The organism is Pseudomonas hunanensis, assembly GCF_013393325.1.
GTDB classification, from domain to species: domain Bacteria; phylum Pseudomonadota; class Gammaproteobacteria; order Pseudomonadales; family Pseudomonadaceae; genus Aquipseudomonas; species Aquipseudomonas putida_P.
This window is the reverse complement of sequence record NZ_QJRC01000095.1, coordinates 222,057-247,047: the sequence shown is the minus strand read 5'-3', so window position 1 is coordinate 247,047 and position 24,991 is coordinate 222,057. Positions and strand designations below refer to the sequence as shown.

The 24,991-nt window shown below is 63.4% G+C and carries 25 protein-coding genes; 5 read left to right on the top strand and 20 right to left on the bottom strand.

The window, feature by feature from the left end:
- Positions 1 to 91: 91 nt before the first annotated feature.
- The gene (locus tag DM807_RS17775) at positions 92 to 892 is read left to right on the top strand and encodes a hypothetical protein (RefSeq protein WP_060493093.1); all 801 of its coding nucleotides are present in this window, start codon (positions 92 to 94) and stop codon (positions 890 to 892) included.
- Between the two features lie 70 nt (positions 893 to 962).
- Positions 963 to 1,463: a methylated-DNA--[protein]-cysteine S-methyltransferase gene (locus DM807_RS17770; RefSeq protein ID WP_012272437.1), complete on the top strand. Its 501-nt coding sequence runs from the start codon at positions 963 to 965 to the stop codon at positions 1,461 to 1,463.
- 4 nt (positions 1,464 to 1,467) lie between these two features.
- Here the strand turns inward: DM807_RS17770 and DM807_RS17765 are convergent, their stop codons facing one another.
- The 3 genes from DM807_RS17765 to DM807_RS17755 all read right to left on the bottom strand — a co-directional run bounded on the left by DM807_RS17765 (position 1,468) and on the right by DM807_RS17755 (position 3,041).
- The gene (locus DM807_RS17765) at positions 1,468 to 1,710 is read right to left on the bottom strand and encodes a hypothetical protein (protein WP_012272436.1); all 243 of its coding nucleotides are present in this window, start codon (positions 1,708 to 1,710) and stop codon (positions 1,468 to 1,470) included.
- The gene (locus tag DM807_RS17760; protein ID WP_012272435.1) at positions 1,707 to 2,450 is read right to left on the bottom strand and encodes a carbon-nitrogen hydrolase family protein; all 744 of its coding nucleotides are present in this window, start codon (positions 2,448 to 2,450) and stop codon (positions 1,707 to 1,709) included. Before DM807_RS17760 ends, DM807_RS17765 begins: the two co-directional genes overlap by 4 nt.
- A 75-nt stretch (positions 2,451 to 2,525) precedes the next feature.
- The gene (locus tag DM807_RS17755) at positions 2,526 to 3,041 is read right to left on the bottom strand and encodes a DUF3016 domain-containing protein (RefSeq protein ID WP_012272434.1); all 516 of its coding nucleotides are present in this window, start codon (positions 3,039 to 3,041) and stop codon (positions 2,526 to 2,528) included.
- A 75-nt stretch (positions 3,042 to 3,116) separates the two neighbouring features.
- Between DM807_RS17755 and DM807_RS17750 the strand changes: the two genes are divergently transcribed.
- Complete coding sequence (locus DM807_RS17750; protein ID WP_179027629.1) at positions 3,117 to 3,842, top strand: serine/threonine protein phosphatase; 726 nt, start codon at positions 3,117 to 3,119, stop codon at positions 3,840 to 3,842.
- On the opposite strand, the gene DM807_RS17745 is transcribed toward DM807_RS17750, so the two are convergent.
- Together DM807_RS17745 and DM807_RS17740 are read right to left on the bottom strand one after the other, a co-directional pair.
- Positions 3,790 to 4,404, bottom strand: a complete 615-nt coding sequence (locus tag DM807_RS17745; protein WP_179027628.1) for a LysE family translocator — start codon at positions 4,402 to 4,404, stop codon at positions 3,790 to 3,792. The genes DM807_RS17750 and DM807_RS17745 overlap by 53 nt on opposite strands.
- Positions 4,405 to 4,519: 115 nt before the next feature.
- Positions 4,520 to 5,329 (bottom strand): helix-turn-helix transcriptional regulator, encoded by an 810-nt coding sequence (locus DM807_RS17740; RefSeq protein ID WP_060514554.1) that lies wholly within the window; start codon positions 5,327 to 5,329, stop codon positions 4,520 to 4,522.
- Between the two features lie 131 nt (positions 5,330 to 5,460).
- Here DM807_RS17740 and DM807_RS17735 point away from each other — a divergent pair, with 131 nt between their 5' ends.
- A complete protein-coding gene (locus DM807_RS17735; RefSeq protein WP_060493096.1) occupies positions 5,461 to 6,084 on the top strand; it encodes a LysE family translocator in 624 nt (207 codons plus the stop codon).
- Here DM807_RS17735 and DM807_RS17730 read toward each other — a convergent pair.
- The 15 genes from DM807_RS17730 to DM807_RS17660 form a co-directional block, all read right to left on the bottom strand.
- A complete protein-coding gene (locus DM807_RS17730; RefSeq protein ID WP_179027627.1) occupies positions 6,081 to 8,537 on the bottom strand; it encodes an autotransporter family protein in 2,457 nt (818 codons plus the stop codon). The two genes, DM807_RS17735 and DM807_RS17730, sit on opposite strands and share 4 nt — an antisense overlap.
- 120 nt (positions 8,538 to 8,657) lie before the next feature.
- A complete protein-coding gene (locus tag DM807_RS17725; RefSeq protein WP_012272428.1) occupies positions 8,658 to 8,933 on the bottom strand; it encodes a peptidylprolyl isomerase in 276 nt (91 codons plus the stop codon).
- Positions 8,934 to 8,965: 32 nt separating this feature from the next.
- Positions 8,966 to 10,924, bottom strand: a complete 1,959-nt coding sequence (locus DM807_RS17720; RefSeq protein WP_179027626.1) for an acetoacetate--CoA ligase — start codon at positions 10,922 to 10,924, stop codon at positions 8,966 to 8,968.
- Positions 10,925 to 10,991: 67 nt separating this feature from the next.
- Positions 10,992 to 11,471 (bottom strand): serine protease inhibitor ecotin, encoded by a 480-nt coding sequence (eco, locus tag DM807_RS17715; protein ID WP_012272426.1) that lies wholly within the window; start codon positions 11,469 to 11,471, stop codon positions 10,992 to 10,994.
- A 55-nt stretch (positions 11,472 to 11,526) separates the two neighbouring features.
- Entirely contained in the window at positions 11,527 to 12,297 is a 771-nt protein-coding gene (hbdH, locus tag DM807_RS17710; protein ID WP_012272425.1) for a 3-hydroxybutyrate dehydrogenase, read from the bottom strand.
- Positions 12,298 to 12,307: 10 nt separating this feature from the next.
- Positions 12,308 to 13,699, bottom strand: a complete 1,392-nt coding sequence (locus DM807_RS17705; protein WP_060493100.1) for a GntP family permease — start codon at positions 13,697 to 13,699, stop codon at positions 12,308 to 12,310.
- A gap of 269 nt (positions 13,700 to 13,968) precedes the next feature.
- Positions 13,969 to 15,357, bottom strand: coding sequence for a sigma-54 interaction domain-containing protein (locus DM807_RS17700; protein ID WP_179027625.1), 1,389 nt, complete (start codon positions 15,355 to 15,357; stop codon positions 13,969 to 13,971).
- Positions 15,358 to 15,376: 19 nt separating this feature from the next.
- Positions 15,377 to 16,393: an ABC transporter permease gene (locus DM807_RS17695; RefSeq protein WP_012272422.1), complete on the bottom strand. Its 1,017-nt coding sequence runs from the start codon at positions 16,391 to 16,393 to the stop codon at positions 15,377 to 15,379.
- The gene (locus tag DM807_RS17690; protein WP_060514558.1) at positions 16,393 to 17,451 is read right to left on the bottom strand and encodes a microcin C ABC transporter permease YejB; all 1,059 of its coding nucleotides are present in this window, start codon (positions 17,449 to 17,451) and stop codon (positions 16,393 to 16,395) included. The genes DM807_RS17695 and DM807_RS17690 overlap by 1 nt, the downstream gene beginning before the upstream one ends.
- A complete protein-coding gene (locus tag DM807_RS17685) occupies positions 17,448 to 19,376 on the bottom strand; it encodes an extracellular solute-binding protein (protein WP_179027859.1) in 1,929 nt (642 codons plus the stop codon). Before DM807_RS17685 ends, DM807_RS17690 begins: the two co-directional genes overlap by 4 nt.
- 11 nt (positions 19,377 to 19,387) lie before the next feature.
- Positions 19,388 to 19,669, bottom strand: a complete 282-nt coding sequence (locus DM807_RS17680) for a peptidylprolyl isomerase (RefSeq protein WP_003258780.1) — start codon at positions 19,667 to 19,669, stop codon at positions 19,388 to 19,390.
- Positions 19,670 to 19,748: 79 nt separating this feature from the next.
- Positions 19,749 to 20,810 (bottom strand): 3-deoxy-7-phosphoheptulonate synthase, encoded by a 1,062-nt coding sequence (locus tag DM807_RS17675; RefSeq protein WP_179027624.1) that lies wholly within the window; start codon positions 20,808 to 20,810, stop codon positions 19,749 to 19,751.
- Between the two features lie 554 nt (positions 20,811 to 21,364).
- Positions 21,365 to 21,916 carry a YbhB/YbcL family Raf kinase inhibitor-like protein gene (locus DM807_RS17670; protein ID WP_012272418.1) on the bottom strand — a complete coding sequence of 184 codons (552 nt, stop codon included), beginning with the start codon at positions 21,914 to 21,916 and terminating at the stop codon, positions 21,365 to 21,367.
- Positions 21,917 to 21,964: 48 nt separating this feature from the next.
- Positions 21,965 to 22,273, bottom strand: coding sequence for a hypothetical protein (locus DM807_RS17665; protein ID WP_012272417.1), 309 nt, complete (start codon positions 22,271 to 22,273; stop codon positions 21,965 to 21,967).
- 112 nt (positions 22,274 to 22,385) lie between these two features.
- Positions 22,386 to 23,681 (bottom strand): MFS transporter, encoded by a 1,296-nt coding sequence (locus DM807_RS17660; RefSeq protein WP_012272416.1) that lies wholly within the window; start codon positions 23,679 to 23,681, stop codon positions 22,386 to 22,388.
- A gap of 426 nt (positions 23,682 to 24,107) precedes the next feature.
- Here DM807_RS17660 and DM807_RS17655 point away from each other — a divergent pair, with 426 nt between their 5' ends.
- Entirely contained in the window at positions 24,108 to 24,983 is an 876-nt protein-coding gene (locus DM807_RS17655) for an AEC family transporter (RefSeq protein WP_060493105.1), read from the top strand.
- Positions 24,984 to 24,991: the final 8 nt, after the last annotated feature.

Genomic DNA, 24,991 nt, shown 5'->3' with positions numbered 1-24,991 from the left:
ATGTTCAGCTAGGTAAAGTTAGGTAAAAGCGGCCACGGCGTATACACGGATCAGTATTGTGGTTTGTACTGTCCAGTTAAAGATGCCATTGATGAACACACTTCCGTCGCAGCCAAGCGCTGAACGCGGGGCGTTCTCCCATTTCGAGGCGTGTCGCAACACCCAGCAGGGCCCCGTGGTGATACTTGCCTCCGGTGCGTCTGCCAAGCATTTTCCATTGGGCGAATTCGCCCATTTGCCCATCATCGCCATGAACGGCTCGGTTGCCATGACCGCCGAACACGGTATAAAACCGTTCTTTTACGTGTGCACCGACAAAAGTTTTCGCCTGCAACAGCCGGCCTTGTTCGCCACGGCCTTGCGCGACAGCGAGCGCCTGGCACTTTGGCCCGAGCAGTATGCGGGTGCCAATGTGCCAGCGGATACCGAGTGTTATGCCTTGCACAAAGCCGACACGCCAGGCCTGCTGGACGGTTTGCGTGGCCACGGTGACAGCTGCGTGTGCAACCGCGCACTGTGGAGCAAACGTAGCCGTTCGATTGCCTTCAGCAAAGACCTGGCCCATGGTTTCTTCGATGCTCGCACAGTGGCGTACGTGGCCTTGCAGCTGGCTTACCACCTGGGCTTCGAAGAGGTGCTGCTGGTAGGGGTAGACCTCGATCAGAGCGTCGGGCGCTTCTACGAGAACGGCAACGGCGAGTGTTCGCCGTGCGGGCTGGACCAGCATTGGGACAGCCGCATTCTGCCGTCGTTGACACTGATGGCCAGAGAAGTGGTCAACGAACATTTTCATGTCTACAACCTGTCGGCGACTTCGCGTATTCCTGACGATCTGATCCCCAAGGTCAACCTCAGCCAGGCGCGGTGCATTGCCGGCTGCGCAATGACTTGAGCAAGAAAGCGGGTGCATCAGTAACTGTGGATGCGTACAGTAAGTTGATCGCAACCAGCAGGAGCCCGCTATGTCCAGCGCTTTCACCTTCATGCAATCGCCCGTCGGCACGCTGACCCTGGTGGCCCGTGGCGACAGCCTGGCAGCTGTGCTGTGGGAAGAGGAGCGGGAAAACCGCGTACGCCTGGGCGCCCTGCACCGTGATGACCAGTGCCCGGTACTGGTGGAAACCGCTCGCCAGCTCGGCGAGTACTTTGCCGGCAAGCGCCAGCGTTTCGAACTGGCGCTGGACTTTGCCGGCACCGAGTTCCAGCGGCAGGTGTGGGCCGCGCTGCTGGCGATACCGTTCGGCGAAACCCGCAGCTACGGCGATATCGCCCGGCAAATCGGCAACCCCAGCGCGGTGCGTGCCGTAGGCGCCGCCAATGGCCGCAACCCGATTTCGATCATCGCCCCGTGCCACCGGGTAATCGGCGCGTCGGGCAGCTTGACTGGCTTTGCCGGTGGCCTCGCGGCCAAGCAGTACCTGCTGGCGCTGGAGGGCCGGCAAAGCCTGGCGCTGGACTTCTAAGGCTTCAGCCGAACCAGCTGGCGACCAGGCAGACCAGTACGGCCAGCACCGAGCCAGCCATCAGGGTGTAGTGCCGATGCGCTCGACGCGCAAGGGGCTCGACCTCCCGCAGGTACTCGCCGGGCGTAGGTGCATCGGGCCGGTGGCGCAAACCCTCGGCCACATCGGCAAGTTGGCCCTGAATCAGCAAGCCGACCAGGTAGTAGGTGCAGGCATAACTCAGCAACGCAAGAAACAGATAGATCATGCAGGGTGCGGGTCCAAAGGCAGCGCGCTTGCGCTGGCATTACGGGTGTCGAGTACGATCAGCCCTTCACTGTGCTCATCCAGGCTGGCCAGCAAGCGCCCCTGGCTGTCCCACGCAGCGGAGCCGCCGGCGCCGATGAAGGTGTCAGCCGGCCCCACGCAGTTGGCCATCAATACCGGCATGCCAAGCTCACGCGCCACTTCTGGGTAGTGCGCGTGTCCCTCGCGGATGCCTTTGGCGGTTTTCGCCACGCTGACCAGGTACAGGTCGGCACCGTGCTCGCGGGCCATGGCCGCATGTGCCATGAACATCGATTCGTAACAGATTGCCGGCGCCACCCGGTGCTCCCCCATCTCCAGCAGCAAGGCCTGATCGCCTGGGGTGAAGTAGGGCAGTTCATCATCGTGCAAGCGCCGCTTGGCATAGGCCTGGCGGGGTGCCCCAGGGCTGAAGATCGGCATGCCGATGCGTATGCCGTCCGGCGTTGGCAGTGGTAGGCCCACGGCAATAGTGATGCCCAGGCGGTCACAAGCGGCCTGCAGCGGGTCCAGCCGTGTGGAGGCCACCGGCAGGGCGGCCTGGCGCGCCACACTCGGCTCGTAGCCGGTCAGCGACAGTTCGGGAAACACCACCAGTTCGGCACCCAGGGCCGCAGCCTGCTCGATGCAGGCCAGGTGACGCTGGAGGTTGCCTGGCAAATCGCCCTTGAGCGATGCCAGTTGTACGGCGCACAGTTTCATGAGAACCATTCCCTGGTACAGGTTGAAGGGCCGAGCATACTATCGGCACCAACACCTGTACCAGTGAAGGGTTTTTCAGGAAGCCGAGTGCGTCGCGAAGCGTTGGCGGAACCAGTCGCTGAGCATGGCCTTTTCGGCATACAGGCGGTCACTGCTGCTGGCGACCCGGCCCGGGCGGCTCAGGTACATCTTGTCGCTGACCCGCTCCTGCGCCTGCTGATCGGGTTTGCCAGGTTGGCTGAGGGTGTAGGTGAGGTCGATGGTCGGCCAGGTGATCTCGCGCATGAAGCGCACATCGTAGGCCTGGCTGTGCCAGGGCTCGAAGCGCCCGGCCAGGTCGATGTCGCGGATGTCGATGACCAGTTGCTGGCCCGGTTGCAGGTAGCGCTGGCCGAGCTGCTGCAGGTATTGGCTGAGGGTTTTCATGACATAGGCGTCGGCACCACGTTCATAACCGTGGCTGTCGAGGCTGGCATCGCGGAATTTTTCCGGGTGGTCGAAACGCACCTCGACCTGCGCGGCCGGGGCACCTTGTGCCATGCTGTCCAGTGACAGCGCCATGAGCACGGCACACACGAGGGCGGTACGCATGATGCACCTCCGGGGCAGATTGCGTGTGCTCCCATTTTACCCCTGGCGTGGCGCTACCAGCAGAGGAAGATTGTAATGGGACGGTTTCGGCGGCTGATCGCCAATATCCGGGGACGGGACCTGGCGGTCGGCGATATCCATGGTCACTTCCAGCGCCTGCAACAGTGCCTGGATGCGGTCGGGTTCGATCCAGCGGTGGACCGCCTGTTCAGCGTGGGTGACCTGGTCGACCGTGGGCCGCATAGCGAGGCAGCACTGGAATGGTTGGCACAGCCCTGGTTCCATGCCGTGCAAGGCAACCACGAGGCCCTGGCAATTACCCGCGTGCGCGGTGGGCGGCTGGACCTGGACATGTACCGCGCCGCTGGAGGTAGCTGGTTTCTCGACCTGCCACGGGGCGAGCAATTGCGCTTCGTGGAGCGCTTCGAGCAACTGCCGATTGCGATAGAAGTAGAAAGTGCGGCCGGGCTGGTGGGCCTGCTGCATGCCGACAGCCCGTTTGCCGACTGGGCAGTACTGCGCACCTGGCTGGAACTGGAGGACGACCCCAAGGTGCGGGAAGTGTGCCAGTGGTCGCGGCGGCGGCTGAAGGAAGGCGACACCCAGCCGGTGCAGGGCCTGCGTGCCTTGCTGGTCGGCCACACGCCGGTGCTGGAGGCCAAGCAGTTGGGCAATGTCTGGCACCTGGACACGGGCGGGTGGGCCAGTGGCCATTTCACCTTGATGGACATGCGTACCCTGAAACTGATCAGCCCCGCGCCAGGTGCAGCAACAACGCCCCCGCCAAAATCACCAGCATGACCCCCGAGGCCCGCTCCAGCCACGGCAGGCTGCGGGCGAAGCGCCGCAATACTCGCTGGTTGCCAATGGCCACGGCAACCGCTAGATCCCAGAGCAGTACGATGCTGAACATCCACACGGCGTAGGCCGTTTTCCAGCCGACGCTGGCACTGGCGACCATGCTGGCCAGGCTGGCATAGAACAGCGCGTTCTTGGGGTTGAGGATGCCGGACAAGAAGCCCATGCCCACATTGCGCCACCAGCCTTGAGCCCGCTGGCTGCCAGCGACTGTGCCCAGGCTGGTTTGCCCGGCATGGCGCAGAAACAGCACGCCGATGTACAGCAGGTAGCTGGCGCCGGCCAGCTGCAGCGTGGTGAACAACAGGCTGCCTTCCTGCAGTACCGAAAGGCCGGTGAAGGCCATGGCGATGAATGCGCCGTTGGCCAGGGCGATGCCCAGGCAAGCACCGCTGGCAGTGCACCAGCCGCTGTTGATCGAGCTGCGCGCGACCAGGAAGAAGTCCGGGCCGGGAGAAAGCAGGGCGAGAAAGTGGGCGAGGGCGATGATCAGAAACTGTTGCATGGGTGGGGCTGCTCTGCGGAAAAAACCGCAGTCTGCTGCCCCGCGTGTTGGGCGTATTGAAGAATATTGCAAACCCCAAAAAGCCAACGCGGCCCCTTGGGGACCGCGCACGCCTTCAATCGCCTCGGTACTGCCCCGGTGTCACCCCCACATGGGCCTTGAACACCCGCTGGAAATGGCTTTGGTCGGCAAACCCAAGCTGGTAGGCCACCTCTGCCAGTGCCAGCCCTTTACTCAACAGCTTTCGGCCGCGATTGACCCGGGCATTGAGTAGATAAGCATGGGGCGTAAATCCGGTCGCTGCGCGAAATGCTCGGATCAGCTGATAGCGCCCAAGCCCAGCCTCCCGCGCCAGTGCTTCCAGGCTCAATCGCGCTGGGTCGAGGTGCTCGATACGCTCGAGCACCTCACTCAATGTCGCGGCTTCCAGGGCAGGGGCCGCTACCAGTGGTGGGTGCGCGGAAAAATCCAGGTCCCCCAGAAAGGCAACCAGCGCCGCATCCTTCTCACTGTTGCTGGCGCGGGAAAACAGCAAACTGTTCAGCTCGCAGAACTGCCGATAGACCTGCGGCGCCCGGCAAATGCGTGCTGGCTCGCCGGCCTCGGTGCCGCTCAGCCCCGACTCCAGGCGCAGCTGCGTCAGCCAGTCGGCATCCACATGCAGCATCTGGTAGCTCCAGGCCTGCCCAGGCTCGGGGTTGCAGGCATGCACACGGCGGGCCGGGACCAGTACCAACGTGCCGGGTGTCAGGCGCTCTTGCCCACCGGCAGCCCCGGTGAAATGGCTGTGGCCGGCATCCACCGCACCGATGGAAAACGTCGGGTGGCTGTGGGCCTTGTAACAGGCGCGGCTATTACAGGCGCGGCGGCTTTCGACATGCGCCAGGGCCGGGTCGCGCCACACGACGGCGTGGGAACGGGGCATTACAGGCTCCTCGGTAGTGTCGGCAGGGTAACAGCTGGCGCATACCCGTACAGTTTTTATCGCTGGCTGTAACTTGACCGCAAGGCGCGACACACGCCGAAATAGGCGCCTGTTGTCAGAGGAAAACAAGAATGGACCTTTCAAGCCTGCTGCTTTTCATCCCTGCCTGCTTCGCTCTGAACATGGCGCCGGGGCCGAACAACCTACTGTCGCTGCACAATGCCAGCCGGTACGGCCTGCGCACCGCCTGTGTGGCTGGTGGGGGGCGCATCCTCGCCTTCAGCGGCATGATCGCCCTGGCCGCCATGGGCCTGGCGGTGGTGCTGCATACCAGCGAATACCTGTTCCTGACCATCAAGGTAGTGGGCGCGGCGTACCTGTTCTACATCGCCTGGCAACTGTGGCGCGCACCGGTGGGCGAGGCCGTGGTGGCCAGCGACCACCCACGCGGCACCTGGCGCCTGGCGCGGCAGGAATTCTGGGTGGCGGCTGGCAACCCCAAGGCCATCCTGATATTCACCGCCTTTCTGCCGCAGTTCGTTTCGGTTGGCAGCACTACGCCTGTGAGCGAGCAGTTCCTTTGGCTGGGCGTATTGTTCCTGTTGCTGGAATGGGCGGCGATCGCCATCTACTCGGGCCTGGGCGCCTACATGCAGCGCTGGTTCAGCCAGCCCGGGCCACGGCGCATGTTCAACCGGGTCAGCGCCTCCCTGCTAGGTTGCGCTGGCCTCGGTTTGCTGGCGGCGCGGCGCTAGAACTGCCAGCGAACACCCAGGTTCACGCCGCTGGCTTCCTGCTGGCGGCTGTCCAGGTTGGCGGTGTACTGCACGCCGCCATGCAGGCTCAGTGCTTCGCTGACCTGCGCCACCACGCCACTTTCCAGTTGCACCGCGGTATAGCGGTAGTCGGTCTTGATCTTGTCTACCCCATCGAAGGTCAAGGTGTCGCGGCCACCGTCGCCGTGCCATAGGTTGACCTGCGCATAGGGCTGCAACAGGCGGCCGCTGCTTCCTGTGAACGCACCTTCCATACGCACACCCAGGCGGCCGGTCAGCTCAACCTGGGCGTCATGGCTAATGCGCGAGACGCTGTCGCTGGCGCTGTCGAGCGATACCTTTTGCGCGATCAACTGAGCTTGCGGCTCCACGGTCCAGCGTTCGGACAGGGCGATAGGGTAGCCAGACTCCAGCGAAGCGGTCCAGGCATGGCCATCGATGTTCAGCTTGTCGCCACGGTCGGAGCGCGCCCAGCCATCCAGGCGGGTGTACTGCAGCACCGTATCCAGGTATTCGCCTTGCGGCCCAACCAGCGTCCAGTAGGCGCCCACACTGTCGCCATCGAGCTTGAGGTCTCCCACCCGGCGGTCCTGCACGGCCAGGGCGAAACCTTTGACGTCGGCGTCCAGGCGGCTGTGGCTGACGTACAGGCCGACATGCTGGCGGTAGCCGTTGTCGCCCACCTTGGCATACAGGTCCTGGCCCACCTTGAAACCGTACAGGTCGCCATCCAGGCTCGGGTTGACCGTACCGCTCCATTGCTGGCGCAGTGCGCCGCCATAGGCCTGGCCCCAGCTGGCGGGCAGGGCGCCGTCAGCTTTGAGCAACTGCTGGTCACCCTGGCGCTGGTGGAATGTTCCTAATGCCTGACGGGCGATGATCGCGGCACCTCTTGGCGCCGCGGCATACACCGGGACTTCTGGGCGATACAGCGGCAGGCTTTCGCCCTGCACTGGAGCAGGCAGGTCGACCTGGCCGGGCGCTGGCGCAGCAACGGGTAGAGTGGCGGCTGGGGCGACCACCGGTGGCGTGCCCGGTTCGTTTGGCTGGCTGGGTTCGGTTGGCTGTGTAGGTTCGCCAGGTTCCGGCACGGGTTCCGGTACAGTAGCCGGAGCAGGTGGCGCGACCAGGGTGGAGCGCAGGTACCAGCTGTTTTCGCTACCTGCCGTCACGCCCCCTTTGAACAACCGGTAGTCGAAGGCACCGGCCGAAAGCGTCTGGGTCTGCACGAATGCGGTGGCCGTGCTGGTAGCGCCATCGCGGGCTTCGACCACCTGGATGCCGTTTTGCGTGGTTGCCGCACCTGCACCCTTGAAGTTGTTGATGAACATCTGGGTGGAGCCACCAATGGCCCCCCGGCTGACCACCAGGCGGTCGGAAGCTGCGTCATCGCCTGCCAGCACGCTGTTCAGGCGCAGGGTGCCGTTGTTGCCGGTGTAGTCGCCCTGGAGGGTCAGGCGGCCCCGCGCGTCGTTGCCACTGCTCAGGTCGATGGTGCCGGCGTTCACGACCGATGCCTTGTTCTCAACTTGAATACTGACGATGCTGCCCTGGCGGCTGATCAGCGTGCTATTTGCATCGATTTGCAAGGTGCCGGTGCCCGTGGCGGGGATCACGCGTGGCTGGGTGGCGCCCACGTCTCCCAATGTCAGCGTGTCGTTGAGGGTAAGCTGGCTGCCTTGCTTGAGGGCGATGGACTCCCAGTTGACGTACAACGCACCTTTGCCGACCTGAGCCTGCTCGAACGTCAACGTGTCGGTACCGGTGCCGCCGTCCAGGGTAACTGTTGAGTTGCCGAGGTCCAGGGTGCGTACCGTGGCTGTGTCATTGCCGTTCTCCAAGATGACTCTTTTACCGACCTGTCCCCCCGTCCAGGTAAACACATCGTCATCGTTGCCAGTCCGTATTTCGCCTTTGAGCGTGCCGCCGCTGATGGTTATCTTGTCAACGCCGCTGCTGGTACTGATATCACCGCCGATGGTGCCGCCAGTCATAATGATCGTGTCGTTGCCAAGCCCGCTGACAACATTGCCAACAACGAGGGTTTCGACCCCGAGATCCTGGGAAATTTCAAGGAAATTGTCTGCGAGCTTGAGGTCTATTCGGCCAATGCTGCCGCCTTTGAACGAGGCCGAGTCACCGTCTTCGAATGCGCCCGTGATGGTGCCGCCGGTCATGCTGAACGTGTCGAAGTCACCGCCTTGATTCAACGACCCTAGCGTGCCGCCAGACATGTTGAATGTGTCTTGGCCATTACCTTGCTGCAATGACTGAACCGTTCCGCCCGTGAGGGTAAATTCATCAGCGGCATTCGTCTGCACAAGGGCGCCAAGGTTTTCACCGGCTGAAACCGTCAGGGATTGGGAGTGAGCCAACAAAGGCAACGTCAGTAGGGGCAATGCGACAGGCAGCAGCAAGCGGTGGCATCGCATAGACAGGTCTCCGTGCCCATTGAAGGAGCCACAACCTGAAGCGACGCTTCGGCCCTGCCTGCTTTGTATGCAATGTGCGGTGATGGAGCAACTGGCAAAAATGCTAGGTGCCCCCTGCTGTCAATCGCGGTAGAAGGTTTGTACCAGGTGGTAGCCGAACTTGCTCTTGATCGGCCCGTGTACCACGCGTAACGGCTTTTTGAAGATCACCTGGTCGATAGCGCCGACCATTTGCCCAGGGCGCACTTCGCCCAGGTCACCGCCGCGCTTGCCCGAAGGGCAGAGAGAGAACTTTTTCGCGAGCACATCGAAAGCCTCGCCATTGGCGATGCGCTGCTTGAGCTTTTCGGCTTCGTCAGCGGTCTTGACCAGAATGTGGCGGGCTTGGGCTTTCATGGGCTACCTGTGCATCGGAAAAAAGGACGGCATTATGCCTGCTCGCGCAATTCCACGCGATCACGAAACTGCTCCAGTGCCTCTGGGTTGGCCAGGGCATCGGTGTTCTTCACCGGCAACCCGTGCACCACGTTGCGAATCGCCAGCTCCACCAGCTTGCCGCTGACGGTGCGCGGTATGTCGCTGACCTGGGCGATCACCGCAGGTACGTGGCGGGTCGTGGTGTACTGACGTATCACCTGGCGAATGCGCTGGCGCAGGGCGTCATCCAGTTGCAGGCCTTGGTGCAGGCGCACGAACAGCACCACCCGCACATCCCCGTGCCAGTCCTGGCCGATGGCCACGCTTTCCATTACCTGCTCGACTTTCTCCACCTGGCGGTAGATTTCCGCCGTGCCAATGCGCACGCCGCCAGGGTTGAGCACGGCGTCGGAGCGACCGTGGATCACCATGCCCCCGCTGGCACGTTGCTCGGCATAGTCGCCCTGGGCCCACACCCCCGGAAACTGGCTGAAGTAGGTGTCGTGGTAACGGCTACCGTCCGGGTCATTCCAGAACCCCAGCGGCATGGAGGGAAAGTGGTGCGCGCACACCAGTTCGCCTTTTTCGTCCACCACGGCATGGCCTTGCTCGTTCCACACTTGCACCGCCATCCCCAGGCCCTTGCACTGAATTTCGCCACGGCGCACCGGCAAAGTCGGGTTGCCCAGCACGAAGCAGGAAACGATGTCGGTCCCACCCGACATGGACACCAGCCACAGATCGGCCTTGATCTTGCCGTACACGTAGTCATAGCTGTGAGGTGACAACGGCGAACCGGTGGACAGCAGCAGCCGCAGGCTGCCCAGGCGGTGGCTGGCGGCAGGTTCAAGGCCCGCCTGCTCCAGTGCTGCCAGGTACTTGGCACTGGTGCCAAAGGCGTGGATGCCTTCGGCGTCGATCAGGTCCAGCAGGCGCTCGGGGCCAGGGTGGAACGGTGAGCCGTCGTACAGCACCAGCGTGGCCCCCACCGCCAGGCCGCTGGCCAGCCAGTTCCACATCATCCAGCCGCAGGTGGTGTAGTAGAACAGCACGTCATCGGCCTTCAGGTCATTGTGCAGGCCGTGTTCCTTGAGGTGCTGCAACAGCACGCCACCGGCACGATGGACAATGCACTTGGGCACGCCGGTGGTACCACTGGAGTAGAGAATGTACAGCGGGTGATCGAAAGGCAGCGGGGTGAAGCGGGGCTCGCCGCCGGGTTGGAAGAAGTCATCCCACAGGCTGACGTTGGTTGCCTGGAACTCGTCGGCGCGTGTACCGCTGCGGGTATGGGGCACCACGATCAGCTGCTCCAGGCCGGGCAACTGAGCGCACACCTGGTTGACCTTGGCTACTTGGTCGATGGCCTTGCCGGCGTATTGGTAACCGGCGCAGACAATCAGCAGCTTGGGTTCGATCTGGCCGAAACGGTCGATGATGCCGTGCACGCCAAACTCGGGCGAAGAGGTGGACCAGACCGCGCCAATGCTGCTGCAGGCGAGCATGGCGACCAGTGTTTGCCAGGTGTTGGGCATGACGGCGGCCACCCGGTCGCCGGGGGCGATACCAATGGCCTTGAGCGCCGTTTGCAGCCCGGCGACCTGTGCGGCCAGTTCAGCATGGGTGAACACTTCACGTTGGCCGTCTTCGCGCACGGCGACCACGGCCGGGCGGTCGTCACGGCGGCGCAGCAGGTGTTCGGCGAAGTTCAGGGTGGCATTGGCGAACCACTGTGCATCGGGCATCTGCGGCCCTTCGCTTAGCACTTGGCTCGGCGGAGTATGCCAATGAACGTGGAAATACTCGGCAAGGGTTTGCCAGAAGGCGGGCCGCTGCTCGATGCTCCAGCTGTGCAGCGCATGGTAGTCGTTCAGTTGCAGGTTGTAGCGCAGGTTGACCCGGCGGCGGAAGGCATCCATCCGGCTGGCCTCGATTTGCGCCGTAGAGGGGCGCCAGAGCACATCGTTCATGCCGAACCTCCTGAAGCCTGCAAAGCCCTCATCGCCGGATTGCCGGCGATGAGGGCACCCTCAAGATTTACTCTACGTTGGCCTTTTGCACATCCTGCGACGCCGACCACACGCGGTAGCGCACTTCGACATCCTTGGGCACATAGACCACCACCGGCAGCTTGCTGTTGTAGCGCAGCAGGAAGCCGTCACCGACCACCGGTACGAAGGCTTCGGTCTTTTTGCCATCTGGGCAGGCCATCAGCGTACTGGCCGGGCCGCTGACTTTGTCCAGGCGGTAGTAGTTGTAGCCCCAGCCTTCCAGGGTGCGTTCTTCCAGGCTGCCGCCCAGGCGCTGGCGATTGCAGTCGACCTTCAGCGTTTTGCCAGCGAGGATTTCGAGTTTATAGGCCGATTCATCGGCCTGGGCCGGCAGGTGGATGACCTGCCGGGTGAAGCCTTTTTCCGCTTCTGGGTAGGGGGCGACGTCCTTCAGGCTGGCAGCCATCGCAGGTGCGGCGGCAGCCAGGGTCAGGGCCAGAATCGCGGTCATCGGGGTTGGGCGCATAGGGCCTCCTTGCAGATAAACGAATGCGAGACCACCGCCAGGCCCAGGCCGCCCGTCACTGGGCCAACCAGCCACCATCGACGTTCCAGGCGGCGCCGCGAACCTGGCTACCGGCCTCGCTGCACAAGAATAGTACCAGTTCACCCAAGTGCTCGGGGGTAACGAAGGCCAAGGACGGTTGCTTTTCTGCCAATAGATCGTGTTGCGCTTGCAGTGGATCGCCACCGTTGGCGGCACGATCGTCGATCTGTTTCTGTACCAGCGGGGTCAATACCCAACCTGGGCAGATCGCGTTGCAGGTGACCTTGCTGGTGGCGGTTTCCAGGCCTACCACCTTGGTCAGCCCGACTACACCGTGCTTGGCCGCCACGTAGGCTGCCTTGCCGGTCGAACCCACCAAACCATGCACCGAAGCGATGTTGATGATGCGCCCCCAGTTGCGCGTGCGCATGCCCGGCAGCGCCAAACGGGTGCCGTGGAATACAGCCGACAGGTTCAGGGCAATGATCTTGTCCCAGCTTTCGGTGGGGAACTGCTCCACCGGCGCCACATGCTGAATGCCGGCGTTGTTGACCAGAATGTCGACGCCGCCAAATTGGCCTTCTGCCAGGTTGAACAAGGCCTCGATCTGGGCCACGTCCGACAGGTCTGCCGGGTGATGGACCACCTTCACCCCGTGCCGGGCAATCTCGGCCATGGCCGGTGCCGGGTCGCCAAAGCCGTTGAGCACGATGTTGGCACCCGCGCGGGCCAACACCTGGGCGATGCCCAGGCCGATGCCGCTGGTGGAACCGGTGACGAGTGCAGTCTTGCCGTTGAGGGTCATGCGAAGCTCCTTAAACGATGCCGGTGGCATAGAACGTGGCGATGACCACGAACACCGCCAGGGTCTTGATCAGAGTAATACCGAAAATGTCCTTGTAGGCCTCGCGGTGAGTCAGGCCGGTAACGGCCAGCAAGGTGATCACCGCGCCGTTGTGTGGCAGTGTGTCCATACCGCCACTGGCCATGGCGGCTACCCGGTGCAGCACTTCGAGCGGGATGTTGGCGGCATGTGCGGCGGCGATGAAGGTATCGCCCATGGCCGCCAGGGCGATGCTCATGCCGCCCGAAGCAGAGCCGGTGATGCCGGCCAGCAAGGTCACGGTGATGGCTTCATTGACCAGTGGGTTGGGGATGCCGCGCAGGGCATCGGCCAGTACCAGAAAGCCCGGCAGCGAGGCGATCACTGCGCCAAAGCCGTATTCCGACGCGGTGTTCATCGCCGCCAGCAGCGCGCCGCTCACCGCGCTTTTGGTGCCTTCGGCCAGGCGTGTGCGAATGGCGCCGAAGGCGCACACCAGCACCATCAGGATGCCCACCAGCAACGCCGCCTGCACGGCCCAGATGGCGGTGAGCTTAGCCACGTCGCTTTGTACCGGCGCGCTCATGCCTGGCAGTTGCAGGCTGTGGCTGGGGCCGTACCACTGGGGGATCCAGTGGGTGAACAGCAGGTTCATCACCCCCACCAGTATCAGCGGCGAGAGTGCCAGCCAAGGGTTGGGCAGGGTCAGGTCGGCAGCGGTTTCTGGCTCGTTGCGCAAGTCGGTGCCATAACCTTCACCGGCGCGCTGGGCCTTGTTGCGTTGGCGCTGCAGGTAGGCCATGCCGGTAAGGAACACGAACAGCGTGCCGATCAGGCCCAGCCAGGGCGCAGCCCAGGCGGTGGTGTTGAAAAAGGTGCTGGGGATGATGTTCTGGATCTGTGGGGTGCCGGGCAGGGCGTCCATGGTGAACGAGAAGGCGCCCAGGGCGATGGTGGCCGGGATCAGGCGTTTGGGGATGTTGCTTTGGCGGAACATTTCGGCGGCGAACGGGTACACCGCGAACACCACCACGAACAGCGACACACCGCCGTAGGTGAGCAGGGCGCAAACCAGCACGATCACCAGCATCGCCTGGCGCGTGCCGAGCAGGCGGATGGCCGCCGCGACGATCGAGCGAGAGAAACCGGACAGCTCGATCAGCTTGCCGAACACCGCGCCCAGCAGGAATACCGGGAAATACAGTTTGATGAAACCGACCATTTTCTCCATGAACACCCCGGTGAATGCGGGGGCCACGGCGGATGGGTCGGTAAGCAGGACGGCGCCGAGGGCGGCGATGGGGGCGAACAGAATTACGCTGTAACCGCGGTAGGCAGCCAGCATCAGCAGGGCCAGAGCGGCGAGAGCGATGAGCACGGTCATCGGGGTGGGTCTCCTGGGTGAGTCTTGTTTTTATCGGTTTGCAGGAGGTAGCGGGAATCGTGCCAGTTTTTAAGTCATTGAAATATAAAGAAAAATTGTTTTTGTTGAGCGTTTTGTCTCTCTTTTGAGATTTTGAGGCCGCTTTGCGGCCCATCGCGACACAAGGCCGCTCCTACAGAAGGGCGCGTTTCCCTTGTAGGAGCGGCCTTATGTCGCGATCGAGGGCGAAGCCCTCGCGACAATCTCAAAATTGAAACATAAATCTCCAATCAGAGACCGAGTGCCACCATTTTCTTGTACAGCGTTGACCGACCCAGCCCTAGCGCTGCCGCAGCTTGCGGCACAACGCCCCCATGCTCTGCCAATGCCTGGCCAATCAGCTGGCGTTCAAACGCTTCGCACGCCTCGCGGTAGGTCTGCCGCACAGGCGCAGGCGCATCGGCCAGCGGGCTCAAAGGCCCCAGCGCCGCCCGCAAATCCGCCGCTTCCAACCGGGGCTGATCCGCCAGCAATGTTGCGCGCTCCAGTACATTGCGCAGTTCGCGAATGTTCCCCGGCCACGCATGCATCGCCAGCAGGTGCTGCGCGTCTGCCTCCAGTTCGTACCGGCTACCCAGTTCACCCAGTATGGCCTCGCACAGCGCCGGCAGGTCCTCCAGCCGCAACCGCAGCGGCGGCACATCGATCGGCAGCACATTCAGTCGGTAATACAGGTCGGCCCGGAACGCCCCACGGGCCATGGCGGCCTGCAAGTCGATGGAGGTGGCGGCGATGATGCGCACGTCGCTGCGCAGCATCTGGTTCGAGCCTACCGGCTCGTATTCCTTCTCCTGCAGCACCCGCAGCAGCTTGCTCTGCAGGGCCAGCGGCATGTCGCCGATCTCGTCGAGGAACAACGTGCCGCCCTCGGCCAGCTGCAACTTGCCACTGCGGCCTTTGCGGTCGGCACCGGTAAATGCACCTGGCGCAGTGCCGAAGAATTCGGCTTCCAGCAGCGTTTCGGGGATTGCCGCGCTGTTGATACTGACAAAGGCTTTGTGTGCCCGCGCTGATGCGGCATGGATGGCGTGGGCCAGCAGCTCTTTGCCGGTGCCGGTTTCGCCCAGCAGCAACACCGGCGAATCGCTGGCCGCGCCACGCCGGGCGCGGCGCTTGGCTTCCAGGCAGGCAGCGCTGCTGCCAACGAACTGGGCGAAGCTGTACTTGGCCTGGCGGGCGCGCAGTTGCGAGCGGGTCGAGGCCAGTTCCTGCTGCATGCTGGAGTAGCGCTTGAGCAGCGGTGACAGGCTGCGCAGTTCGTCGAACAGGGCAAAGCCGATAGCGCCGATCAGCGTGCCTTGGTCATCGTGGATGGGCAGGCGCATTACCACCAGCGGCTCATTCGGGGTGTCGAGCATGTCCAGCAGAATCGGCCGGCCATTACTCACCACCTCGCGCATCAGGCTGCTGGGGATCACTGTTTCACACGGCTGGCCGATGGCACTGGCCGCGTCGGCCAGGCCAAAGCGTCGGGCGTAGCGCTCGTTCATCCAGACGATGCGTGCCTGGCGGTCGACGATCACCGTGCCTTCACTGGACTGCTCGATGATCTCGAACAGCGAGCGGATCGCCAGTTGCCGTACTTGTGGGTAGTCCTTGAGGCTGTCGCTGTCGTGCATGGGTAAAAATCCTGAAAAATCATCCTCGAGGATCGAACGCCTCGCGCAGGGCATCCCCGATAAACACCAGCAGCGACAAGATCACCGCCAGCGCAAAGAACGCGGTAAAGCCCAGCCATGGCGCCTCCAGGTGCTGCTTGCCCTGGGTCACCAGCTCACCCAGCGAGGCGCTGCCCGCCGGCATGCCAAAGCCAAGAAAGTCCAGCGCGGTCAGTGTGGTAATCGCCCCGGTCAGCATGAACGGCACATAAGTCAACGTGGCATTCATGGCATTGGGCAAGATATGCCGCAGCATCACCTGGCTGTCCGGCAGCCCCAGCGCCCGGGCGGCCTTTACATACTCAAGGTTGCGCCCACGCAGGAACTCGGCGCGCACCACGTCGACCAGGGTCAGCCAGGAAAACAACGCCATGATCCCCAGCAGCCACCAGAAATCCGGCTCGACAAAGCCGCTGAGGATGATTAGCAGGTACAACACCGGCAACCCCGACCATACCTCCAGCAAACGCTGGCCGAGCAGGTCGACCCAGCCGCCGTGGTAGCCCTGCAGAGCGCCGGCCACCACACCGATGAGCACGCTGACCACGGTCAGGGCGAAGGCGAACAGCAGCGATACCCGCGTGCCGTACAGCACCCGCGCCAGCACGTCACGGCCCTGGTCGTCGGTGCCCAACCAGTTGCTGGCACTGGGCGGGCTGGGGGTGGGTACCAGCAGGTCGTAGTTGGGGGTATCGGCGCTGAACGGGATAGGCGCGAACAGCATCCAGCCGCCCTGGCCTTCGATCAGTTGGCGCACATAGGCGCTGCGGTAATCGGGCTGAAACGGCAGTTGCCCGCCAAACTGCTGCTCGGTGTAGCGTTTGAGCGCCGGTACATACAGCTGGCCTTTGTAGCCCAGCAGCAGTGGCTTGTCGTTGGCCACAAGCTCCGCCCCCAGGCTCAACAGCAGAAGGCCGGCGAACAGCCACAGCGACACCCAGCCCAGGCGGTTGCGGCGAAAGCGTTGCAGGCGACGGCGCGATATGGGCGAGAGCATCAGTGCGCCCTCGTGTCGAAGTCGATGCGCGGGTCCAGCAGGGTGTACGACAGGTCCCCGATCAGGCGAATCAGCAGGCCAGCCAGGGTGAAGATGAACAGCGTGCCGAACACCACCGGGTAATCTCGCGACACGGCTGCTTCATAGCTCATGCGGCCCAGGCCATCGAGCGAGAAGATCACTTCGATCAGCAGCGAACCGGCGAAGAATACCGTGATCAATGCCTGGGGCAGGCCAGCCACCACCAGCAGCATGGCATTGCGCAACACATGGCCATACAGCACACGGCGCTCGCTGAGGCCCTTGGCCCTGGCAGTCACCACATACTGGCGGGAAATCTCGTCGAGGAAGGCGTTCTTGGTCAGCAGCGTGAGGGTGGCGAAACCACCGATCACCAGGGCGCCGACCGGCAACACCAGGTGCCAGAAATAGTCCGCGACCTTGCCCAGCAGGCTGAGCTCGTCGAAATTGTCCGAGACCAGGCCACGCACCGGGAACCAGTTGAGCGAGGTGCCGCCGGCGAACAGCACGATCAGCAACAGGGCGAAGAGGAACGAGGGCAGGGCGTAGCCAATCACGATCAGCGCGCTGCTCCAGGCATCGAAACGGCTGCCGTGGCGCACTGCCTTGCGAATACCCAGCGGGATCGACACCAGGTAAGTGATCAGCGTGGCCCAGAAACCCAGCGACAAGGTAACCGGCAACTTGTCGAGGATCAGGTCGGTCACCTTCGCTCCGCGAAAGAAGCTGTTGCCAAAATCCAGCCGGGCATACTGACCCAGCATCAGCCACAGGCGTTCGGGGGCGGACTTGTCGAAACCGTACTGGCGCTTTATCTCATCGATCAGTTTCGGGTCCAGGCCACGGGTGGCGCGGGATTCACCATGCACAACCTCAGCCCGCGCGCCGGGTGCGCTGCCACCGAGGCCCTGCAGGCGCGCCACGGCCTGCTCCACCGGGCCACCCGGCGCGGCTTGGACGATGGCGAAATTGACCAGCAGGATTGCCAGCAGCGTCGGAATGATCAGCAACAGGCGGCGCAGCAGGTAGGCGGTCATGGCGAGGCCTTCCGGCGTTCGGCCATTTGCTCATTGGTCAGCGCGGTGGGGCTTGCCTCCCACCAGGTGTCCAGGCCTTCGTCATAGGCGGCCTGTACCTTGGGCAGGCCGAAGCGGTTCCACCAGGCGGTGGAGCTGCCCGGTGGGTAGTAGTTGGGGATCCAGTAGTAGTTCCATTGCAGTACCCGGTCCAGCGCATGGGCATGATGCAGCATGTCGGCCTGAGTTTCGGCCCGCACCAGGCCGTCGATCAGGCGGTCCACGGCGGGGTCCTGCAACACCATCAGGTTGTTCGAGCCAGGGTCGTGCGCGGCCGTCGAGCCGAAGTAGTTGTACAGCTCGGTACCCGGCGACAGGGTGACCGGGTAGCCGGTGACGATCATGTCGTAGTCGCGCGCCATCAGCCGGTTGACGTACTGGGCCGAATCGACGTTGCGGATGTTCAGGGTGACGCCGATCTGGGCCAGGTTGCGCTTCCACGGCAACAGCAGGCGCTCCATACCCGACTGGCCGTTGAGGAAGGTAAACGCCAGCGGTGTGCCCTGGCTGTTCACCAGGCGGTCGCCTTCAGGGTGCCAGCCGGCTTGTTCGAGCAGGGCAAGGGCCTGCAGCTGCTGCTGGCGGATGATGCCCGAACCATCGGTAACCGGGGCGGTGAACACGGTGGTGAAGACTTCGTCCGGCACCTTGCCGCGCAGTGGCTCAAGCAGCTTCAGCTCGCTGGCATCGGGCAGCTTGCGGGCAGCCAACGGGGTGTTGGAGAACACACTCTGTTGGCGGATGTACATATTGCGCATCATCTGCCGGTTGCTCCACTCATAGTCCCACAACATGCCCAGCGCCTGACGCACACGGCGGTCCTTGAACTGCGGCTGGTCGAGGTTGAACACGAAGCCTTGGGCCACCTGCGGCTTGGCCGGGCCCAGGTGGGCGCGTTGCAGACGGCCGTCGTCCAGTTGCACGCCGTTGTAGCCCAAGGTGTAGGCGGTGGCGGAGAACTCGCGGTTGTAGTCGTAGCCACCGCCTTTGAGCACTTGGCGCGCCACTTCGGTGTCGCCGAAGTACTCGATGCGCCACTTGTCGAAATTGTAGCGGCCACGGCTGGCGGGCAGCTCACGCGCCCACCAGTTCGGGTCGCGCTCGAAGGTGATGCTGCGGCCATTGTCGATGCGCCCGATGCGGTACGGCCCGCTGCCGACCGGTTTGTCGAAGCCGGCACCGTTGGCGAAGTCGCGCTGTTGCCAGTCGTGCTCGGGCAGCACCGGCAGGCTGGCGAGGTCCAGCGCCAGGGTGCGGCCGTGCTTGGGTTTGAAGTCGAAACGCACGCTGCGCGGGCTTTCCACGGTAACGCCGGTGACGTCGGCGAACTGGGTGCGGTACTTGAGGCTGCCCTTGCTCATCAAGAGTTCGAAGGTGAAACGTACATCGTCGGCACGCACCGGCTTGCCATCGGCGAAGGTGGCGCGCGGGTCTATTTCGAAACGCAGCCAGACGTCATCGGGCCCGCGCTCCATGCGTCGGGCAATCAGGCCATACACGGTGTAGGGTTCATCGAACGAGCGCACGGCCAGAGGCGCGTAGAGCAAGCCATCGACTTCGCTGACGCCGATACCCTTGTCGATGTAGGGGAGGATGTGGTCGAACTGACCAATCTCGATGGCCGAGCGGCGCAGGATGCCACCTTTGGGTGCGTTGGGGTTTACATAGTCGAAATGCTGGAAGCTGGCGTTGTAGCGGGGGGCTTCACCGTAGACGGTGAGGGCGTGGGAGGGGGCGGCCTGCGTGTTGAATGCGAAACAAAGCAGGAACAGGCAACACAGAACCTGTAGGAGCGGGTTTACCCGCGAATGCGTCCATCCATGCAACCTTGTTGCCTGATCTGGCGCATTCGCGGGTAAACCCGCCCCCACAGGGGACATGAGCAGCTACTGGCTACTTAGTCCTGGCGGCTGGTCACTTCCAGCAGGTGGTAGCCGAACTGGGTCTTCACCGGGCCTTGCACGGTGTTGACCGGGGCGCTGAACACCACGGTGTCGAATTCCTTGACCATCTGGCCTGGGCCGAACGAGCCCAGGTCGCCGCCCTGGCGGCTGGACGGGCAGGTAGAGTTGGCTTTGGCGATTTCAGCGAAGTCGGCGCCTGCTTCGATCTGGGCTTTCAGTTCGTTGCATTTCTCTTCGCTGCTGACCAGGATGTGGCGGGCGGTTGCACGGGCCATGGGTACTGCTCCTTGGGGTAAAAAAGCAAGCCTAGCGCACTTGCTTGGGGTATGTCTCGCCAGGCTTGCAACCATCGGCCTAGAGTTTTTGTGCCGCCTCGCGCAACAGGGATTCGGTCGAAGCCCAGCCCAGGCAGCCATCGGTAATCGACACGCCGTATTTCAGTGCGCCCTTGCCCAGCGCCTGGCAACCCTCGAACAGGTGCCCCTCGATCATCACGCCGACCAGCGAACGGTCGCCGGCCAGACGCTGCGCCAAAACATCATTGAAGACGGCCGGCTGGCGCGCCGGGTCCTTGCCGCTGTTGGCGTGGCTGCAATCGACCATGATCCGTGCCTGCAGGCCGGCTTTGGCCAATGCCTGGCGGGCCATGGCGATACTGTCGGCATCGTAGTTCGGGCCTTTGTGGCCGCCACGCAGTACCAGGTGTGTGTCCGGATTGCCCAGGGTATCGATGATTGCCGGGTGGCCCTGCGCATCCATGCCGAAGTGGCGGTGCGAGTGGGCAGCGCTGCGCATGGCGTCGCTGGCGATGGCAATACCGCCGTCGGTGCCGTTCTTGAAGCCCACCGGCAGCTCCAGGCCACTGACCATTTCGCGGTGGATTTGCGATTCGGTGGTGCGTGCGCCAATCGCGGCCCAGGCCAGCAGGTCATCGAAGTAGCCGGCGGCCATCGGTTGCAACAGCTCGGTGGCGATGGGCAGGCCGCGCTCGATCATGCTCAGCATCAGCCCACGGGACAAGGCAAGCCCCGAGTGCATGTCGTCGCTGCCATCCAGCTGCGGGTCGTAGGCCAGGCCTTTCCAACCCACTGTGGTACGCGGTTTTTCGACGTAGGCGCGCATCACCAGCAGCAGCTTGTCGTCGACTTCGCGGCTGAGGGCGGCCAGGCGGTCGGCGTATTCCAGGGCTGAGCGAGGGTCGTGAATCGAGCAGGGGCCGACGATGACCAGCAGGCGCTGATCGCGGCCTTCGAGGATGTTGCGGATAGCCTGGCGATGGGCCTGGACTTGCTGGGCCAGTTCGCTGGGCAGTGGCATCTGCTGCTTGAGCAGGTGCGGGCTGGGCAGGCGTTTGCTGACGGTGGTGTTGGCCGCTTGCGGCTGGGTCAGGGGCAGGGCGAGGTTGGAAGCTTGCATGGCGTTTTTCCCTGGGCGGACGGCGGGTTCAAGCCCGCGTGGTCGGCCCTATCGAGGTGTTCGACAGATCGTTGAATTCGTATTGGCTGCTGCATTGCCACCTGTAGAGGACCGATCGGAGGCGGCAGGCTGGCCCGAACGGGATTGGCTAAATCGCCAGGCATAGGTGTTTGCGTAGTAGTAAGTGGCGTAGTTCATGAATCTGTCCTCAATGTGAATCGGTGTTGTTCAAAGGCCTGAAAAGCAAAACCCCCGGTCGGGGAGCCGACCGGGGGTTTGAGTATTCTCATGTTCGGCGGCCCCTCGAAGGTGGGCGCCGTGTGGGTATCGGCGCCTAGTGGCTAAACCAATACCCAAAGTAATAGCTGGCAGGTGCCACGCAGCCGGCAACGGCCAGCACAGGGCGCAGGCTGCGACCGGTGTGGTTGGCGTGGTTGCGGGTGTGTTTCGGCATGTTGCTCTCCAGTGAATGACCCCGAGCTTACTTCAGTTGGTGCGGGCCATTCAATGGATAAATGCTATGGAGCTGATCATTTATTTTTGTACTGAATGGTTCAATGGCCGTAGCGCCCGACCAGGCTCTGCGCCCCCAGTGCGTGGCCTTGCAGCAGCTCCAGCAGGCCGTTGCGGTCCAGGTCTTCGGGCAATGTACCTAACGGCAGGTCGGTGGCGATCAGGGTCAATGCATAGTGGTGCGGGTTGTCGCCGGCGGGTGGGCAGGGGCCACGGTAGCTGCGGGTGCCCCTCGAGTTTCGGCCCACGGTCAGGTACTGCCCGCTCAGCCCGGCCATACCTTCCTTGAGCCCATCCTGTTCGGGGTCGATGTTGTAGGCAACCCAGTGCACTACGCCGACACCCTTGCCGCCGTCTGGGTCGAACATGATCAGGGCCAGCGATTGGGTGCCTTCGGGCAGGTTGTCCCAGCTCAGTTGCGGGGTGCGCTCCTCGCCGGCACCGCAGGCCGGGTCCAGGCCAACCTGCTGCAACGCAATCACGCCACCATCGGTGAACGACGAGGAGCTGATCGACAGCGCGCCTTGGTTGCTGCTGTTAGCCAAGGCCGCGCAAGGCATCAGGGCGGCGAGCAGCCAGGGTTTGAGGTTCATGGCAACTCCTTGGCAGGGCGTTGGAGCGCAGTGTAGCCCAGGCCCGCGTCAGTGGCTGTCCTGGTCCTCGGCGGTGCCACCGCTGTACCCGGCGCCGGAGCCCGTGGCTTCGCCAGTGCTGTTGGAACCGCCGCTGGCGCCGTCGGCGGCATCGGTATTGCTGCCGGTGTCGCTGCTGTCGTTGCTTTTGCCACTGCCGGGGCTGTTGACGCTGCTGTCATCACCGGCGGTCTTGCCGCCAGACTGGTCGGTTTGCGGGCGGCTGTCGGTATGGGTATCGGTGGCGGCGAACGTAGTGCCGGCGAGGCTGGTCAGGGCCAGCGCCAGACACAGGGAGAGCGGGCGAATGCGGATCATGGGACGTCTCCTTTGCGGATGATCTGTCATTCGTTTGGCTGGGGGTGTGAGGAGGGGTGCCTTCTGGGCGACGAGTGGTCGCAGGGGAGGGGCCGCTGTGCGGCCCCTGGGGTCAGTGCGTTTCGCTACGGGCAGCCTGCACGGGCTCCACTGGCTCCAGCGGCGGATGCTCCTGGGCCGCATGCATCAGGTCTTCGGTCACCCTCAGCTCGGCGCCGGTTGGCGAGAAGGTCGTCGAAGCGGTGAACGGGGCTGGGTGCTCCGCGGCCGGGCGCTTGCCACGGCGCCACATGAAGAAGCACACCATGGCCAGGTTGACCACGGCAAAGGCCCAGAACAGCCCGGCCTCGCCAAATTCGCTCATCATCGGCGAAATGGCCACCGGCGCCATGGCCGAACCCAGCGAGTTGATCAGCAGCAGGCCCTGAATCATCGGTACCAGCGCATCGGAAGGCGCGCGGTCGGCCGCGTGGCTGACCGCCACCGGGTACAGGGTGAACACGCCGCCACCGAGCAGGAACAGCATGGCCGGCAGCAGGAACGAGTCCGACGGCAGGAACACCGTGATCAGCGACAGCACCACGCACAGGGCAGCCAGGGCAATCAGCACATCTTGGCGGTCCTTGCGGTCGGACCAGCGCCCGACCGGGTATTGCAGCAGCATGGCACCCAGGATCACCCAGGCCATCATGTTGCCAACTTCCCCTACCTCCAGGCCGATGCGTTGCAGGTACAGCGGCAGCAGCGCATAAATACCGGCAATGGCCACGCCCGAGCCGAAGCAACCGACCAGGCCCGACGGCGCCACACCCAGCAATTGGCGGGGCTTGAGGGGTTCGACCTGGTCCAACAGCGGCGACACCCGCGGCAGGATCACGATTGGCAGCACCGACAGGGCGGCCAGTACGCCAGCCAGCATGAAGGGTGCGGTTTCGCCCAACTGGGTAATTTCGCCAAGGCCGGCCTGGGCGATTACCCCGGCACCATAGAACGCGATCATGTACAGCGCCAGCAAGCGACCACGGATTTTCGCGTCACCGGCCAGCAGCAGCCAGCTTTCGATCACCAGGAACACGCCGACGGCCGCCCAGCCATTGATCAGGCGCAGCACAGACCACCAGGTGACGTCATAGAACAGCCCCTGCAGCAGGATGGTCACGGCGATCAGCGAGGCGAAGCTGGTATAGGCGCGGATGTGGCCGATGCGCAGGATCAGCCGGTCGTTGAAGATGGCACCAAGGGTCAGGCCGATGAAGTAGGTCGACGAGACGATACCAATGGTGGTGGCGGACTCACCGGCAGCGCCCAGGCGCAGGGTGGTCAGGGAAGACATGAAGCCGTTGCCCAGGGCGATGATGAACAGCCCGAGCAGGGGCGCCAGCGCCATGGCCAGCAAACGCGGAGACATACGTACCTCTAGTTGGATGAGCGGAATGAGCGCCTTCTCGGACGCGCACACCGGCTCGGCCCAACAAGGGGCGAGTGGCGACACGGATGCGACCTGGGCAAGACTCAACCGCTGGGCCTTTTGGGAAGGGGCCGGGCGGGGAGGGTTGAGCCTATTTCACATGTGCGTTCATGTGTTCAGGCGCTGACTCTGTCTTTGCTGCTGGTTGCCACCGTTCAAGGCGACGGGCGAAAAGGAAGCGGGATTCTACGGGCTTGGAAGCTTTTGCCCAAGGGGCAACGGTATGCGACGAGACGCCGCAGTCTGTGGGCGACATGAAAGTGTCTTTTACAGACAATCTTGAGGGCTGCTCCGACAGGGGTGAGGTTATCTGGGCAATCTTGCAGACTGCTGCATAATGCTGAACCCACACCAAGGAAGGCCCCCATGTTCGCGTCGTTGTTTGCAGTCCTGGCCCCGGTATTCATCGTCGCCGGCATCGGCTATATCTGGGCCCGCAAGGGCCTGGACTACCCCACCGAGTTCATCGCTCGGGTGGTGATGACCGTTGGCACACCGTCATTGGTACTGTCCACCCTCAGCCGCACCGAGCTGGACCCCGCCGCCTTCACCAGCATGGCCATGGCCTGTCTGCTGTGCACCCTGGGCATGGCCATGGCCGCTTTGCTGGTGTGCCGCGTTTCGGGGATGCACTGGCGGGTACTGCTGCCGGCGTTCATGTTCCCCAACACCGGCAACATGGGGCTGCCGATCAGCCTGTACGCCTTTGGTGAACATGGCCTGGCCCTGGCCGTGGCGTTCTTTCTCACCCTCTCGATCGTGCAGTTCACCATTGGTATGGCCATTTCCGGCACTGCCGCTTCGCTCAAGGCTTTGCTGCGCAACCCCATCGTGATCAGCCTGGCCGGTGCCATGCCGATCATATTTCTGGACTTCGAGCTGCCGCGCTGGCTGGCCAATACCGCGGACTTGCTGGGTGGCATGACCATTCCGCTGATGCTGCTGACCCTCGGGGTATCGCTGGCCAGCATTCGCCTGCGCCATGTTGGCAGTGGCATGCTGCTGGGTGGTTTGCGCATTGGCCTGGGGGCCGGGGTGGGCTGGGCGGTGGGCGCAGCGCTGGGTATGGAGAGCCTGGAGCGTGCAGTGCTGGTGGTGCAGTCGGCGATGCCGGTAGCCGTGTTCAACTACCTGATGGCGGTACGGGCCAACCGTGAGCCGGAGCAGGTGGCAAACCTGGTGATGTGCTCGACAGTGCTGTCGTTTGCCTGGTTGCCGGTGGTGTTGGCCTGGTGGATGTAGGGCAGTGG